Origin of the sequence: Limnohabitans sp. Rim8 (assembly GCF_945901735.1) — a bacterium.
In the GTDB taxonomy this organism is placed as follows: Bacteria; Pseudomonadota; Gammaproteobacteria; order Burkholderiales; family Burkholderiaceae_C; genus Limnohabitans_A.
The window spans coordinates 1-15089 of record NZ_CAMDLM010000054.1 but is presented as its reverse complement, the minus strand read 5'-3'; the positions used below and the strand labels follow the sequence as shown (position 1 = coordinate 15089).

At 61.3% G+C, this 15089-nt stretch carries 16 protein-coding genes; 7 read left to right on the top strand and 9 right to left on the bottom strand.

The features are described from left to right. From Q0O99_RS17030 to Q0O99_RS17015, 4 genes are all read right to left on the bottom strand, one after another. A partial coding sequence (locus tag Q0O99_RS17030) for an ATP-binding cassette domain-containing protein (protein WP_293753167.1) occupies positions 1 to 221 on the bottom strand: 221 nt, incomplete at its 3' end. Further along, entirely contained in the window at positions 218 to 1051 is an 834-nt protein-coding gene (locus tag Q0O99_RS17025; protein ID WP_293753166.1) for an ABC transporter ATP-binding protein, read from the bottom strand. The genes Q0O99_RS17030 and Q0O99_RS17025, both read right to left, overlap by 4 nt. Next, the gene (locus Q0O99_RS17020; RefSeq protein WP_293753165.1) at positions 1048 to 2124 is read right to left on the bottom strand and encodes a branched-chain amino acid ABC transporter permease; all 1077 of its coding nucleotides are present in this window, start codon (positions 2122 to 2124) and stop codon (positions 1048 to 1050) included. Before Q0O99_RS17020 ends, Q0O99_RS17025 begins: the two co-directional genes overlap by 4 nt. Before the next feature lie 8 nt (positions 2125 to 2132). After that, positions 2133 to 3008, bottom strand: a complete 876-nt coding sequence (locus Q0O99_RS17015; protein ID WP_293753164.1) for a branched-chain amino acid ABC transporter permease — start codon at positions 3006 to 3008, stop codon at positions 2133 to 2135. A 172-nt stretch (positions 3009 to 3180) separates the two neighbouring features. Between Q0O99_RS17015 and Q0O99_RS17010 the strand changes: the two genes are divergently transcribed. Both Q0O99_RS17010 and Q0O99_RS17005 read left to right on the top strand, forming a co-directional pair. After that, complete coding sequence (locus Q0O99_RS17010) at positions 3181 to 4572, top strand: acyclic terpene utilization AtuA family protein (RefSeq protein ID WP_293753163.1); 1392 nt, start codon at positions 3181 to 3183, stop codon at positions 4570 to 4572. Continuing rightward, entirely contained in the window at positions 4569 to 4973 is a 405-nt protein-coding gene (locus tag Q0O99_RS17005; RefSeq protein ID WP_293753162.1) for a hypothetical protein, read from the top strand. The genes Q0O99_RS17010 and Q0O99_RS17005 overlap by 4 nt, the downstream gene beginning before the upstream one ends. A gap of 4 nt (positions 4974 to 4977) precedes the next feature. Here Q0O99_RS17005 and Q0O99_RS17000 read toward each other — a convergent pair whose 3' ends face one another. The 4 genes from Q0O99_RS17000 to Q0O99_RS16985 are packed head-to-tail and all read right to left on the bottom strand — an operon-like array spanning position 4978 to position 8640. Next, positions 4978 to 6291, bottom strand: a complete 1314-nt coding sequence (locus Q0O99_RS17000) for a sulfatase-like hydrolase/transferase (RefSeq protein ID WP_293753161.1) — start codon at positions 6289 to 6291, stop codon at positions 4978 to 4980. A gap of 13 nt (positions 6292 to 6304) precedes the next feature. Further along, entirely contained in the window at positions 6305 to 6679 is a 375-nt protein-coding gene (locus Q0O99_RS16995; RefSeq protein WP_293753160.1) for a nuclear transport factor 2 family protein, read from the bottom strand. A gap of 5 nt (positions 6680 to 6684) precedes the next feature. Continuing rightward, positions 6685 to 7656 (bottom strand): tripartite tricarboxylate transporter substrate binding protein, encoded by a 972-nt coding sequence (locus Q0O99_RS16990; protein WP_293753159.1) that lies wholly within the window; start codon positions 7654 to 7656, stop codon positions 6685 to 6687. 3 nt (positions 7657 to 7659) lie between these two features. Next, positions 7660 to 8640 (bottom strand): tripartite tricarboxylate transporter substrate binding protein, encoded by a 981-nt coding sequence (locus Q0O99_RS16985; protein WP_293753158.1) that lies wholly within the window; start codon positions 8638 to 8640, stop codon positions 7660 to 7662. Between the two features lie 147 nt (positions 8641 to 8787). Here Q0O99_RS16985 and Q0O99_RS16980 point away from each other — a divergent pair, with 147 nt between their 5' ends. The 5 genes from Q0O99_RS16980 (at position 8788) to Q0O99_RS16960 (ending at position 13641) form a co-directional block, all read left to right on the top strand. Further along, positions 8788 to 9348, top strand: coding sequence for a VOC family protein (locus Q0O99_RS16980; protein WP_293753157.1), 561 nt, complete (start codon positions 8788 to 8790; stop codon positions 9346 to 9348). Beyond that, a complete protein-coding gene (locus Q0O99_RS16975; protein WP_293753156.1) occupies positions 9345 to 10856 on the top strand; it encodes a bifunctional 3-(3-hydroxy-phenyl)propionate/3-hydroxycinnamic acid hydroxylase in 1512 nt (503 codons plus the stop codon). Before Q0O99_RS16980 ends, Q0O99_RS16975 begins: the two co-directional genes overlap by 4 nt. 12 nt (positions 10857 to 10868) lie before the next feature. Next, on the top strand, positions 10869 to 11630 hold the full coding sequence (locus Q0O99_RS16970; RefSeq protein ID WP_293753155.1) for an IclR family transcriptional regulator: 762 nt from the start codon (positions 10869 to 10871) through the stop codon (positions 11628 to 11630). Positions 11631 to 11664: 34 nt separating this feature from the next. Beyond that, the gene (locus tag Q0O99_RS16965) at positions 11665 to 12516 is read left to right on the top strand and encodes a fumarylacetoacetate hydrolase family protein (RefSeq protein ID WP_293753154.1); all 852 of its coding nucleotides are present in this window, start codon (positions 11665 to 11667) and stop codon (positions 12514 to 12516) included. 117 nt (positions 12517 to 12633) lie between these two features. Next, positions 12634 to 13641, top strand: a complete 1008-nt coding sequence (locus Q0O99_RS16960; protein WP_293753153.1) for a tripartite tricarboxylate transporter substrate binding protein — start codon at positions 12634 to 12636, stop codon at positions 13639 to 13641. A 65-nt stretch (positions 13642 to 13706) separates the two neighbouring features. Here the strand turns inward: Q0O99_RS16960 and pcaF are convergent, their stop codons facing one another. Then, on the bottom strand, positions 13707 to 14909 hold the full coding sequence (pcaF, locus tag Q0O99_RS16955; RefSeq protein ID WP_293753152.1) for a 3-oxoadipyl-CoA thiolase: 1203 nt from the start codon (positions 14907 to 14909) through the stop codon (positions 13707 to 13709). Between the last annotated feature and the right edge of the window lie 180 nt (positions 14910 to 15089).

The window sequence follows — 15089 nt, the reverse complement described above, 5'->3', positions numbered from 1 at the left end:
TTGCGCGGGTCGATGATGCCGCTGATGGTTTTCAAGATGGTGGTCTTGCCCGCGCCATTGGAGCCAAGCACAGTGGCAATCTCGCCTTGGCGCACCTGCAGGCTCACGCCGCGAATCGCCTTGATCGGGCCGTAGGCGCTTTCCACGTTGAGCAGCTTTAGCATCACGTTGTCATCGGCCGCCTCTGCCGACGTGTTCAGGGTTTGGGTGGCTGCGCTCATGCGGCACCTCCGGGTACGTAATTTTCGCGACGCAAAGCAGACACATCTTCCACCGAGCCCAAATAGGCTTCGATGACGCCCGGGTCGCTTTGCACCTGGCTGGGCGTGCCAGTGGCGATTTCTTCGCCCTGGCTCATGGCCAGCACGCGGTCCGACACTTTGGAGACCAAACTCATGTCGTGCTCGACCATGAGCACGGTGATGCCCAGCTCGTTTTTGATGTCCGAGATCCAGTACGCCATGTCGTCGGTTTCCTCGACGTTCAGGCCAGACGATGGCTCGTCCAGCAGCAGCAGCTTGGGCTCGGTGCACAGCGCGCGGGCCAGCTCGACCACTTTGCGCACGCCATAAGGCAAGCCCGCCACCATCGAATCGCGGTGGTGTTGCAGGTCAAGAAAATCAATGACTTCCTCGACCTTTTCACGCGCTTCAATCTCACCCGCGCGGGTTTTGCGGGTGAAGAACATTTCGCTCCACAGCCCCGTCTTGCGGTGGGTGTGGCGGCCGATCAAGAGGTTTTGCAGCACGGTCGCGTGCTCGAACAGCTCGATGTTCTGGAAGGTGCGGGCAATGCCCAGCCCGGCAATTTGGTGCGCTAGCTGATCGGTCAGTCGCAGCGTGCCTTGCGGCCCAGCAAAGTCGATCACGCCTGTGGTCGGGGTGTAGATGCGGCTGATCAGGTTGAACACGGTGGTCTTGCCAGCGCCGTTGGGGCCGATCAGGGTGAAGACCTCGCCGCGCTTGACGTCGAAGCTGACCTTGTTGACGGCCAGCACGCCGCCAAAGCGCACGCTCAGGTCTTGGGCGGATAAAAGGATGTCTGCGTTCATTTCAGGCGGTCCGACTTCTGGAACGATTTTTGGCGCTTGAACAGGCCACGGCGGTAAAACGGGAACAACTGGAACCAGGTGCGCACCTTGAGCCAGCGGCCATACAGGCCCATGGGCTCAAACAGCACAAAGCCGATCAGCACCATGCCGTAGACCGTGCCTTGCAAACCAGCGGCACCGCCAATAGCGGCTGGCAAAAAGTCTTTGCCGATCGAAATCAGCTGGGGCATGACGATCAGGAAAATCGCGCCCAAGAAAGCCCCATGGATTGAACCCAAACCGCCAATCACCACCATCAGCAACAAGTCGATCGACTGGATGATGCTGAACTGCTCGGGCGAGAGGAACTGGATTTTGTGCGCGTACAAAGCGCCGCCAATGCCCGCCAGTGCGGCCGACAAAGCGAAAGACAAGGTCTTGTAACGCGCCAAGTGGATGCCCATGCTTTGAGCCGAGATTTCGGAATCACGGATGGCCACAAAGGCACGTCCGGTGGACGAGCGCAGCAAGTTCACGATGGCCAGCGTGGCCCCCACGGTGACCAGCAGGCACAGGAAATAAAACTCTTCGGTGCTGTCCAGCGTCCAGCCGCCGATGGCGGGATAACCCACCATCAAGCCCGCATTGCCACCCGTCACGCTTTCCCAGCGGGCCATGCCTTCTTCAACGATGAAGCCAAAGGCCAACGTGGCCATGCCCAGGTAAATGCCTTTGACGCGCAGCGCTGGCAAACCCACGATGATGCCCACGATGGCCGAAAACAAGCCCGCGCACACCAGCGCCAGCGGAAACGGCACCCCGGCATTGACCATGACGGCCTGGGTGTAGGCCCCCACCCCCAAGAACGCCGCGTGGCCCAAAGAGAACAAGCCAGTGAAACCCGCCAGCAGCATCAGCCCCAAGCCCACCACCGCATAGATCAGCACAAAGGTCAGCTGCGCCAGCCAGTACTCGGCCACCACCCAAGGGGCGGCCACCAGCACCAAGCCCAGCAAGCTGTACCAGAACACATGGCCACCATGTTTGGCCAGCTTCACGTCCTGGTTGTAATCGGTTTTGAAAATAAAACGCATGCCGGGCCTCAGACTTTCTTGCGCAGTTGCTCGCCAAACAAGCCATTGGGCTTGAGCACCAGCATCAGCAACACCACGATGAAGGGCGCAATGTCCTTGAAGCCTTCGGGCAGATAAAAGCCCGAAAGCGACTCAACGATGCCGATCACCAACCCACCCACAATCGCGCCGGGTAAGCTGCCAAAGCCGCCCACCACCGCTGCGGGAAAGGCCTTCAGGCCAATGAAACCCATGTTGGCGTGCACAAAGGTGATGGGGGCCAAGAGCAAGCCCGCCACCGCCGCCACGGCCGCCGCCAGACCCCAAACCAGACCATTGATCTGCTTGACCGGGATGCCCATGTAATAAGCGGCCAACTGATTTTGCGAGGCCGCCTGCATGGCAACGCCCAGCTTGCTGTACTTGAACATGGCAAACAAACCCAAGCACAAGATGACGGTGGCGCCGATCACCACCATTTGCTCGGCTGCAATCACCAGACCGCCCAGGCGCAGCACTTCGCCCGCGTAAGGCACGGGCAGGGTGTGGGTGTCGGTGCCCACATCGGGGATCATGGTGATCAGACCGCGCAGCACATAGCCCACACCAATGGTGAGCATCACAATGGAAAAAGCCGGTTGCCCCAAGATGGGACGAATGACCAGGCGCTCGAGCAGCACACCAAAAATGCCCATGGCCACGATGGCCGAAGGCACCGCGATCCAGAACGGAAAGCCCAGCAGCGTCATGGCGGCCAGGCCTGAAAAGGCCCCCACCATCATCAGGTCGCCCTGGGCAAAGCTCACCGTTTCGGTGGCCTTATAAATCAGCACGAAACCCAGGGCAATGAGTCCGTAAATACAGCCCTGGGCCACACCGCTGATCAGCAGTTGCAGCAATTGCACACCTGTCTCCTCTTGGTTCTGTCTGGCCGAGTTCGCTGGGCTGGGTGGGGCACTGCTTCAGCACCGCGCAAAGCATTTGCGAACGACCGTGCGATTATGTATGTCTTACGCGAGACTTTCCCTAGGGGTTCTCCCCCATTACTGTCCCTGCACAAGGCTTCAATATCGCCCCATGACGCAATCCATTCGCATCGGTTCGGGGCTGGGCTTTTATGGCGACAACTGGGAGCCCGTGGTGGCCAGCATCGAGCGCGGCCAAGTCCAGTTCATCGCCAGCGACCACCTGGCCGAACTCACCTTGGCCATTTTGCAAAAAGACCGACAACGCGACCCTGCTTTGGGCTATGCCCGCGATGTGGTGGCCCTGCTGATGCGCCTGTGGCCCTTGATGCAGCCGCGCGGGGTCAAGTTCGTTTGCAACGCGGGCGGGCTCAACCCCATGGGCGCGGCGCAGGCGGTGCAAACCGCGCTCGCGGCCAAAGGCTGGCACCCGCGCATCGCGGTGGTCAGTGGCGACGATGTCTTGCCCTTGCTGCAAGCACCCGACACCCGCTTTGACCACCTGATGAACGGCGCCGATGTGACCCCTTTGCGCGAGCGGCTGGTGTTTGGCAACGCTTACCTTGGCGCGCAACCCATCGTGGCGGCGCTGGACCAAGGGGCTGACATTGTGATCACCGGCCGCGTGGCCGATGCGGCGCTGTTTCTGGGGCCCTTGGTGCATGGCCTGGGCTGGAAGCTCAAGGATGCGGTCACGACAGAAGATTTCAACCGCTTGGCGCAGGGCCTGACGGTGGGTCATTTGCTCGAATGCTCGGGCCAGGGCAGTGGCGGCAATTTCGGCAGCCAAGGCCATTGGCAGCACATCCCGGATTTGGCACACATCGGTTACCCGATCGCCGAGGTCTGGCAAGACGGCACGGCCTTCATCACCAAGGCGCCCGACACCGGCGGGCTGGTCAACTTTGACACCGTGCGCCAGCAGCTGCTGTACGAGGTGCACAACCCGCACGCCTATTTTTCTCCCGATGTGGTGCTCGACATCGGCCAGATCCAATTGACCGACGAAGGCCAGCACCGCGTTCGCTTGACCGGCGCCCAAGGCCGCGCGCCCACCGATCAACTCAAGGTGGTGGCGGGCTTCAAGGATGGCTACAAGGCCGAGATCACTTGGGGCTTTTCCTGGCCCGACGCCTGGGACAAAGTGCAGGCGGCTGAAGCCATGATCCGCAGTCAACTGCATGAGCGAAAAATGCCGTTTGACGAGCTGTTTGTGGAATACCCCGGCCTGAACTCGGCGCACGGTCCACTGGCCCCGCTGCCCCCTGCGGCCGAACTGAATGAGCGCGCCGAAATTTGGGTGCGCATGGTGCTGCGCACCCCGGTGAAAGCGGTGGCCGATGGCTTTGGGCGGCTTTTTCCCTGGATGGCGTTGAGCGGCCCTGCCTACACCTGCGGCTTTCAGGGCCTGAACAACACCAGCGAGTTGCTGGGCATCTGGCCCACGCTGATCCCGCGCGACCGGGTGCAAGCCCGCCTGGAGATGCTGGAGGTGCAGTCATGAGCAAAACCCTGCGCATTCCTCTGGTCCAATTGGCCCACGCCCGCAGCGGCGACAAGGCCGACTGGGTGGACTTTGGGCTGTTTGCTTGGAACGAAGCGGGCTACCGCATCCTCGAGCGCGAAGTCACTGCCGCCAAAGTGCAAGCCCACTTCGCGCCTTGGCTCCCGGGGCAGGTGGATGCCTGGCCACTGCCCAACATCTTGGCCCTGAAGTTCGTCTTGCACGGCGCGCTGCAAGGCGGCGGCGCACGCAACCTGCGCCTGGACAACCTGGGCAAAGCCATGGGCGCGGCGCTGCTGAGGCTGGAAATTGCAGTCACTGCAGAAGAACTCGAACAGGCACAAAAAAGCCCCCGAAGGGGCTGGTGGCCAAACGGCACCCCATCCACGAGCACCTCATAGCGGGTCACCTTGCCGGCATGTCGCGCAAGGTATAGGCCACATCCACCCGGGCATCTTCTGGCACAGGCGGGACCTGGGCATTCCATTCGAGCCAGGCCGCCCGCATGGCCTTGAACTTGTCCGGCTGACGGTGTGCCTGATTGGCCCGCTCCCTGGCATCTTCTGACAGGTTGAACAGGTACTCGTGGCCGTCGACCTGGAGGTATTTCCAATCACCGTCGCGGTGCGCCCGCTGCTGCTTGTATTTCATCCGCCAGAACATCGGTCGCTCAAAGGTCTTTTGAGCATCCTGCATGGTCGATCTCATCGACACACCATCCAGCGCATGGCCTGCAGGCAACTGCGCTTGGGCGATGTCCAGCACGGTGGCGGTCCAGTCCATGGTCATGCAGTGTTGTGTGCAGACGCTGCCAGGCTGGGCAATCCCCTTGGGCCAATGCACGATGTAGGGGACACGGATGCCCCCTTCCGTCAAGTCCATCTTGCCGCCCACCAAGGGCCAGTTGTCCGAGAAACGCTCGCCGCCGTTGTCGCTGGTGAAAATGATCAGCGTATCGTCCAGCTGCCCAGTCTCGCGCAAAGCCTCCACCACCCATCCGATGCCTTCGTCCATTTCTCGGATCATCGTGCGGTAGGTCTCCACATTGCCACCGTCGAGGTGCATGATGTCTTTGACGATCTCGGGGTTGATCTGGCCCTGAGCCCGCGTCTCCCAAGGCCAATGGGGCGCGGTGTAATGCAAGCTCAGAAAAAAATTTTGACCTTGGGCCGCACGGTCGCGCACATACTGCGCGGCTCGCCTGGAGATCAGGTCGGTCAGGTAACCCGGCTCATCGTAGGGCTGCCCGTCCAGCTCCAGATCCGAGTCAGGCCCACGCGCGGTGTGGCCGTAATAACTCACGCCCCCCGACATGGGGCCGAAGTGGTGCATGTAGCCCGACTTTTCAGGGCCAAAATGGGGCCGAAATCCAAGATGCCACTTGCCAATCAAGGCCGTGTGGTACCCCTGCGCCTTGAGCATGGACGGCAATGTCGGCAAGTCAGCGTGAAGCCCCATTTCAGGATGGCCACGCGTGGACCCCAACAAAGGCTCTTCACTGGCCCCCCGGACCCAGTATTGGTAGCGACCGGTCATCAATGCAAACCGTGTGGGGGAACACACGGGCGAGTTCGAATACCCATTCACATACTTGAGACCCTGGGCCGCCAGACGGTCCAGCAACGGTGACACAGACCCAAAGTCGTCCTCGCGCCCGCCATAACAGCCCAAGTCAGCGTAGCCCAGATCGTCGGCGACGATGAAGAGGAAATGGGTCATTTGCAGGTGCCGTTCAGGCGGGGCCAGATGTCCCCTGATACGCCAGCATGCGCAGGCATTGCTGCCCATCTGCGCCAAGCTCGGGCATCCACACCGTCAGAAACAAGCTGCGGATCGATTTGGACTGACCACCGATGATCACCTCGGCCGACATCCGTCCAGTCACCATTTCGCCCGAGCCTGCCGCATGCAACTGCAAGTCTTCAAAAGACAAAGTCAGGTACTTCAGGCTGCCGCTGGCCAATTTGTCCAGATAGGTGGTCTTGGTATCACGGCCTCCCGTGGAATGCACATAGACCAGCCCATCCGACAGCAAGGCTTCGAGCGTCGCGATGTCCCCGCCCAGCATGGCTTGGCGGCGTTGTTCTTCTGCCATCAATGCGCTCATGTTTGTCATTCCATTTTGATGTTCGAGCGGCGCGCCACGTCCGCCCATTTGGGGATTTCTTTTTTTACCAACTCGCCAAATCCGGCCACCGTGCTGGTCTGCAGATACACCCCCAGCTGGGAGAATCTTTGCTCAAGACCCGCTTCAGTGAGCGCTTTGCCCACCTCGGCATTGAGCCGCTCGACCACCGCTGGCGGCAACGCAGCTGGCCCCACCAGACCCGCCCAATCACGGACATCAAACTGGGGGAATCCAGCTTGGGCAAAAGTCGGAACACCGGGCAGGACTTCCAGCGGTTCTGCCGCCGTGACCGCGATGGCCCGCAAACGACCGCTTTTGATGTGGGGCAACGCTGCAGCCAACGAGGCGAACATCATGTCCACCTGCTCGCCCATCAGGTCTTGCAATGCCGCCACCGGCCCCCGGTAGGGCACATGCAAGATGAAGGTGCCGGTCAGCTGCTTGAAATACTCGCCCATCAAATGCGCGGGCGAGCCTGCACCACCAGAGCTGTAAATCAGCTTGCCTGGGCTTTTGCGGGCCAACGCCATCAAACCGCTCACATCCCGCACAGGCATGTTGCTGCGGACCACGAGCACGTTGTAGGTCCACTGCGTCTGGCTGATGGGCACGATGTCTTTCAAAGTGTCGTAAGGCATCTTGGCGACCAAGGCGGGCAATACCGTGTGCGGCATGAACATGATGCCCAAGGTGTGGGCGTCGCTGCTTTTGGCCACCTGGTCCATGCCGATGAGCCCGGTGCCCCCAGAGCGGTTTTCCACAATGAAGGGCTGCCCAAAAACTTTGGACAAACGGTCTGCCAAATGCCTGGCCATGGGGTCCCAAGGGCTGCCTGCAGCCGATGGCACCACGATGCGTACCGGTTTGGCGGGCCACGCCTGGGCGCGGCCGACAGAGGTCAGGGACGTCAGACTCGCCGCCCAGATCGTTTGGATGAGTTGCCGACGGGTCTTCATGCTTCAGTCCAGCTTCACACCAGCTTTGCGAATGGCAGGGCCCCACAGGGCGTCGTCTTGTTTGAGGAAGGCTGCAAATTCGGCCGGGGTCTGCGCCCTCAGATCACCGCCATAGGAGCGCCATTTGGCGATCAGTTCGGGGTTTTGCGCTGTGGCTTTTTGCATGGCCTCGCCCAGTTTGGCCACCACAGCAGCAGGTGTGCCCGCAGGCGCAAACAAGCCAATCCAGGCGGTGGGGCTGAAGTCAGGCAAACCCGACTCGGCAAAAGTGGGCACATCCGGGAAGTTGGGGTGTCGCGTCTTGCCCGTCAGCGCCAAGATCTTCAGCTTGCCCGCCTTGACATTGCCGATGGCTGCGGGCAAAGCATCAAAAATCACATTCACCTGACCCGCCACCAAATCCGCATAAGGACTCGAGGTGTTGTAGGGCACAAAATTGATCTTGACCCCAGCGTTTGAGGCAAACCACTCACCGGCCAGATGGGAGTAGCTGCCTACCCCCGAAGTGGCCGACGTCAAGGAGCCGGGCTGTTTTTTAAGACGCTCGATGAGCTCCTTCGCATTTTTCTCGGGCAGGCTCGGATGGGCGGTCAAAGCTGTGTTCAACAGCCCCACAACGCTGATGGGCACAAAGTCCCGCTCCACCTTGTAAGGCACTTTGGCACCATAGGTGTAGGGCAACACCGACATCGAAGTGGTCGACCCCATCACCAGGGTATAGCCATCGGGTGTGGCTTTGGCGCCGGCTTCCATCCCAATCATGGTGGAGGCGCCCGGACGGTTTTCCACCACCACCGACTGCCCCAGCGCCTTGGACAACTCCAGCGCAATTTCACGTGTGTTGGCGTCGGGGCCTGTGCCCACAGGGAAGGGGGCAATGATCTTGATTGGCTTGTTCGGATAGTCCTGGGCCATGGCGGGCAAGGCACTGAACAAAGCCAAGGCCAAAGTGGCCAGGCTCATGTGGCGGGTGGTGCGGTTCATTAAGTGTCTCCTAGAGGTGGATGGTCACGACATTGCAGTCTGCCAACATTTTTCCAAATCATTGAAATTATCACTATGGGATAAACCATTAGTTTTTTATCGCCCATTCAAAATAAAATGGATGCAATTTTTGCAAAAGGAGTGATCATGATCCAGCCACTTGCCCAGTCCAATTCGCTGGTCTTCAGCCACATGGGGATTTATGTGCGCGACCTCGAACGCATGGCCCGCTTTTACAAAGACGTGATGTGCTTCTTCGAAACCGATCGCGGCGACCTGGGACCTGTGCAGCTGGTCTTCCTCAGTCGCGATCCGTCCGAACACCACCAGATCGTGCTGGCCACAGGCCGCCCTGCGGACCTGTCGTTCAGCGTGATCAACCAGATTTCGCTGCGCGTGCCCGACCTGGCCTCGCTGCGCACGGTGCGAGACCGCGTTCAGGCCGAACCCGATGTGAGCGACTTGGTCTGCACCAGCCATGGCAACGCGGTGTCGATCTACTTTCGCGACCCCGAGGGCAACCGCCTGGAGGTGTTCCTGGACATGCCTTGGTACTGCGAGCAGCCGCTGCGCGAACCGATCGACCTGGACCAAAGCGACGAAGCCGTGATGGCCACCGCGGAAGCACTGGCGCGCAGCCGACCCAAATTTCGCAGCCGCGCCGAGTGGGTGAAAGAAATGCAGCAACTCATGGGCTACCAGGCATGAACCAGACAGTGTTTGACGTCGCCATCATCGGCTACGGCCCGGCGGGTGCCACGCTGGCCAATTTGTTGGGCCAATATGGCCTGTCGGTGCTGGTGCTCGAGCGCGAGGGCGAGATCTACCCCCTGCCCCGCGCCATCCATTTCGACGGCGAAACCATGCGGGTGTTCGAGACCACCGGTTTACGCCCGCAGGTCGAAACCATCTCGCGCCCGGGCCTCAAAGGCATGTACTTCAACAACGCCGCTGGGGAAACCTTGCTGATCCGTGCGGGCACCCAAGAACTTGGCCCGCACGGCTGCGCCACCAACCACTACTTTCACCAACCCGAGCTCGAAGCCGTGTTGCGGTCTGGCTTGCAACGCTACCCGCAAGTGCAAGTGCGCACCCACCACGAAGTCACCGCCATCAAAGAGGGCGCTGAAGTCGCCACCCTGCAAGTCACCGACCTGCAAACGCAACAGCCCGTCTCCGTGCAGGCCCGCTACGTGGTCGGCTGCGACGGAGCCCGCTCGCTGGTGCGCAAAGTGCTGAACACCCGCATGCGCGATCTGGGCCTGCACCAACCTTGGCTGGTGTTCGATGTGCGGCTCAAAACCGATGTCCCCGCCCTGCCCGACCACACGGTGCAGCACTGTGACCCGGCACGCCCCATGACGTATTGCAACGTGACCGGCAACCGCAGGCGCTGGGAAATCATGCTCATGCCCGGTGACAAGCCGGAGGAAATGGTCCAGCCCAAAACACTGTGGCATCTGGTGAGCAAATGGGTCACGCCCGAGCAAGCCGACATCGAACGCGCCGTGATCTACACCTTCCACTCGGTGATGGCCGAAGGCTGGCGCCTAGGCCGCTTGATGCTGGCCGGTGACGCTGCGCACCAGACGCCGCCCTTTCTGGGCCAGGGCATGTGTGCGGCCATCCGCGATGTGTCGAACTTGGCCTGGAAGCTCGACGCCGTGCTGCGCGGCCGTGCAAACGATGCGCTGCTGGACACCTACGAGAGCGAACGTTCACCGCATGTGCAGGCCTTCATCGACCTGGCCGTGAAGCTGGGCGACATCATCCAGACCACCGACCCGCAGGCGGCGATCGAACGCGATGCCAAGTTCAAAGCGGGGCAGCCCGAGATCTTCCAGTTTCCGACGCCGCGCCTGGGCCCCGGTGTCTGGCTAGGAGAACAGGCAGCGGTGGCCCAAGTCTTCCCGCAACCCACGCTGGCCAATGGCCATCTGCTGGACACGCTGCTGGGCTTGAACTTTGCCGTCCTGGGTGAGGACACCGTATTGGCTGAAGTCAGCGAAGACACCCGTGAGCGCTGGCAGGCGCAAGGCGTGGTCACCGTGCCTGCGCGCGACCCCGAGGTCAAAGCCTGGCTCGACCAGCAAGGCGTGCGCGCCGTGCTGCTGCGCCCGGACCGCTACATTCTGGGGGTGGCCCAAAGCGGTGCCGAGCTCGATCGCATCAGCGCCGTGCTGCCCACTGCGGGCGCCTTGGCCCACGGATGTTAAACAGAACCCACCATGACCGATAAAGCAGACAAAGCCGACACCAGCCTCGCCCGCATGCTCAGCGTGCTGGACCTGTTCTCCGACCAGCGCCTGCACTGGAGCGCCGAAGACATCAGCGAATCGCTGGGGGTGTCCTTGCCCACGAGCTACCGCTACCTCAAGACCCTCAGCGATGCGGGCCTGTTGCGGCGCGGCAGCGATGCCCAGTTCACGCTGGGGTCCCGCATCGTGGTACTGGACCACTTCATCCGCCAGGCCGACCCGGTGCTGCAGTGTGGCGTGCCATTCATGAAAGAACTGGTGGCGCAGACCGGTTTTGACTGTGTGGTCTCCAGCCTGCACGGCGACCAATTGCTGGACACCCACCGCGAATTCGGCACCATGCCTGCCAATTTGAGTTATGGCCGTGGACGCCCGCGCCCGCTGTTTCAAGGCGGCGCACCCAAGGTGATTCTGGCAGGGCTGCCCACGCCACAGCTACACAAGCTGCTGGACACCCACAGCAAGGCGGTGGCTGCAGCCGGGCTGCCCACCGATTGGCCCAGCTTTCGGCGTTACTACAGCCAGATCCGCAAGGACGGTTTTTATTTCTCCAACGGCGAACTCGAAACCACTTTGGCTGCGCTCGCGGTGCCTTTACAGCAGACCGACGGCACCGTGATCGGCGCACTCTCTCTGGTCACCACTGTGCAACGCATGGCGGTGATCGACCAGACCAAGCTCACCCCCCTCATCCAGCGCGCCGCACGCGAAATTTCTGCGCGGCTGCACTGATGCTTGTCCTCTCCTTTTGACTGAAAGATCCTCCATGAAACTCATCAGCTTTTTGAACCAAGGCGTGCCCTCCTACGGTGTCGTGAACGGCGACGACGTGCTCGACCTGAGCGCCATCCTGGGTGCACAAGCGCCCGACCTGAAAACCCTGATCGCCAAAAACCTGTTCGGTGCAGCCGCCGATGCGGCCAAGGCGCACAAGGCGACGCTCAAGTTCTCGCAACTGCAGCTGCTGCCGGTGATCCCCAATCCGGGTCAGATCTTTTGCATCGGTCTTAACTACGGCGAACACGTGCTCGAAACCGGCCGTGAAGTGACCGAAGTACCGACGATCTTCTTACGCCTGGCCGACTCGCAGGTCGCGCACGGACAGGACATCGTGCGCCCGCCCGAGTCGCACCGCCTGGACTACGAAGCCGAAATCGCCTTGATCATTGGCAAAGGTGGCCGCCGCATCAAAGAAGAAGACGCCTGGGATCACATTGCGGGCTACAGCTGCTACAACGACGGCTCGGTGCGCGACTGGCAAGTGGCCACCTCGCAGTGGACACCCGGCAAAAACTTCTATAAAACTGGCGGCTTTGGCCCCTGGATGGTCACCAGCGACGAGATTGCGCCTGCGCAAGTGATGCGCCTGCAAACCGTGCTGAACGGCCAAGTGCTGCAGGACACCACCACCGACAAGATGATCCACAGCATTCCGCGCCAGATCGCCTACATCTCGACCTTTATCCCGCTGTCGCCTGGCGACGTGATCGTGACAGGCACCCCCGGTGGCGTGGGCAACAAACGCACCCCGCAAATATTCATGAAGCCCGGCGATGTGTGCGAGATCGTGGTGGATGCGATTGGCACGCTGCGCAACGGCATTCGAGACGACGCATGAGCCAAGCGGTCTTTTAAGATCGTCTTGACGCCTTTGCAAAACCACGATCCTCTCAACCATGACACGTCACTTGTTCTTGTCGCATCAGACCCACATCCCTTTTCAGGAGACCCCCCGATGAACAGTTCCACGATTCACCACCCTGTCCGCAGCCTTGGCCACATGCTTGGCCGCGCATGGGTGCTGCCTCTGTGCCTGATGGCCGGCATGGACATGGCCCAAGCGCAAGACGCATGGCCCACGCGGCCCATCAAACTGCTGGTGGGCTTTGCGCCCGGTGGCAGCAGCGACATGGTGGCCAGACTGATTGCCACACCCTTGGGTGAGAGACTCGGTCAGCCTGTGGTGGTGGAAAACCGCGCGGGCGCAGGCGGCAACATCGCCGCCGATGCAGTGGCCAAAGCTGCACCGGATGGTTACACGCTGGTGCTGCTGCCCAGTGGGCATTCGAGCAATGCCGCCATGAAAAAGAACCTGCCCTTTGATCCGGTCAATGACTTCGCCTGGGTCTCCACCGTCACCACCTATCCGCTGACGCTGTCGGTCAAGCCAAACTCGCCCATCTCCTCGTTCAATGATTTCATACAACGCGTGAAAAGCGAACCCAACCGCTACACCTACACCTCGGTGGGCGTGGGCACGGCGATGCACTTGGTTGGCGAATGGCTGATGGCCGAAAGCGGCGGTGTGGCCACACATGTGCCCTTCAAAGGCGGCACGGCGCCGATGATGGAATTGCTGGCCGGTCGGGTGGACGTGATGATCGACACCATGACCACCACAGCGCCGCTGTTCAAGGAAAACCGGGTACGCGTGCTCGCCACCACCGCGCCAGCAGGTCAGAACGCCCTGCCAGGCGTGCCTTCTGTGGCGGACAGTTTTCCGGGGGTGGTGTTCGATTCTTGGCTGGGCATCGCGGGCACCAAAGGCACACCGCAAGCGATCGTCGATCGGCTCAACCGTGAACTCCGTGCTGTGCTTGACCAAGCTGCGGTCAAACAACGCCTCATCGACTGGGGTGGTCGCCCACAGGCCAACACGCCGGTGGAATTTCGCACCCGTGTGGACGGCGAGATCCGCCAACTCAGCCGGATCGTGGCCGATCGCAAGATCGAGGCGCAGTGAGCCGCGATCGGGGATTCCTGATGCGAGATTGACCCAGCAGCAGTGCACTGCCTGCTGGGCAAAACTCAAACGCGCTCAATGATCAGCGCAATGCCTTGGCCCACGCCAATGCACATGGTGCACAGCGCGTAGCGGCCCGCGGTCTGCTGCAGGCGGTTGATGGCCGTGGTGGCCAAACGGGCACCCGATGCACCCAGCGGGTGACCCAGCGCAATCGCGCCGCCCCAGGCGTTCACGCGGGCGTCGTCGTCTTTCAGGCCCAGCATGCGCATCACCGCCAGGCCCTGCGCGGCGAAGGCTTCGTTCAACTCGATCACGTCCATGTGGTCAATCGTCAAGCCGGTCTGCGCCAATACTTTGAGGGTCGCAGGCGCCGGGCCAATGCCCATCACGCGAGGCGCGACACCGGCCGTGGCCATGCCCACGACGCGGGCCTTGGGCGTCAAACCATTTTTGGCAGCGGTGGCTTCGTCGGCCAACAGCAAGGCACAAGCGCCATCGTTCACACCCGAAGCGTTGCCTGCGGTCACGGTGCCGTCGGGGCGCACCACGCCTTTGAGCTTGGCCAGCGCTTCGAGGCTGGTTGCGCGGGGGTGCTCGTCGGTGTCCACCATGATCGGATCGCCCTTTTTCTGGGGGATGCTCACGCCGACAATTTCGCGCGCCAGGTGACCGGCTTGGATGGCGGCCACGGCGCGCATCTGGCTGTTGTAGGCCATCAGGTCTTGCGCCTCGCGCTCGATCTTGTAGTCGGTGGCCACGTTTTCAGCGGTCTCGGGCATCGAATCCACGCCGTACTGAGCTTTCATCAACTTGTTGATGAAGCGCCAGCCAATGGTGGTGTCGTACACCGCGTTGTTGCGGCTGAAGGCGGTTTCGGCCTTGGGCATCACGAACGGGGCGCGGCTCATGCTCTCGACACCGCCCGCGATCATGAGACCGGCTTCACCAGCTTTGATGGCGCGGGCTGCGGTGCCAATGGCGTCCAAACCTGAGCCGCACAGGCGGTTGAGGGTGGCACCCGGCACGTCAATCGGCAAACCGGCCAGCAAACTGGCCATGTGGGCCACGTTGCGGTTGTCTTCGCCGGCTTGGTTGGCGCAACCGTACAGCACGTCGGTGACAGAGGCCCAGTCCACGTTGGGGTTGCGCGCCATCAGGGCGCGCAGGGGCACAGCGCCCAGATCGTCGGTGCGCACGCTGGACAGGGCACCGCCGTAACGGCCAAAGGGGGTACGGATCGCATCGCAAATGTAGGCTTGGTTCATGTGAGTGGTCTCTTAAGGGTGGAGTACATGCATTATTTTGCATGCAAAAAGGGAGTTTTATACCATTCTAGAGACGCTTTGCAGGCTGGGATGAGCGTTTGACGACAGCACAGGAAAGAGGTGTCTGGCGTCTGTCGCGAAACACCCACGTGAGAGGTCGGGGTGCGGGGCCGGGGCGAT